1 protein-coding gene is annotated in these 255 nt (G+C 62.7%); it reads right to left on the reverse strand.

The genetic code is table 11. The features are described from left to right. On the reverse strand, window positions 1–255 hold a 255-nt coding region (locus AB4Y34_RS42415; protein WP_368719371.1), incomplete at both ends, for a recombinase family protein.

Consider the following 255-nt stretch of genomic DNA (forward strand, 5'->3'; position numbering starts at 1 on the left):
GTCAAGAATCAGCGTGTCCGCAAGCGCGCAGATTTCCAGCAGCCGATGCCAGTCGGCATTGTTTCTTGCAAGGCGTGAAACCTCCAGGCCCATGACGATGCCAGCGCGGCCCATGCCAACATCAGTGGCCAACCGTTGAAACCCCTCCCGCCATGACGCTGATGCTCCCGATTCGCCCTGATCGCTGTCGATCGTGACGATCTGCTCGTCGCGCCAGCCGAGCGCGGTCGCACGCCCACGCAAGGCGTATTGCCG

Origin of the sequence: Paraburkholderia sp. BR10954 (assembly GCF_040965775.1) — a bacterium.
GTDB lineage: Bacteria > Pseudomonadota > Gammaproteobacteria > Burkholderiales > Burkholderiaceae > Paraburkholderia > Paraburkholderia youngii.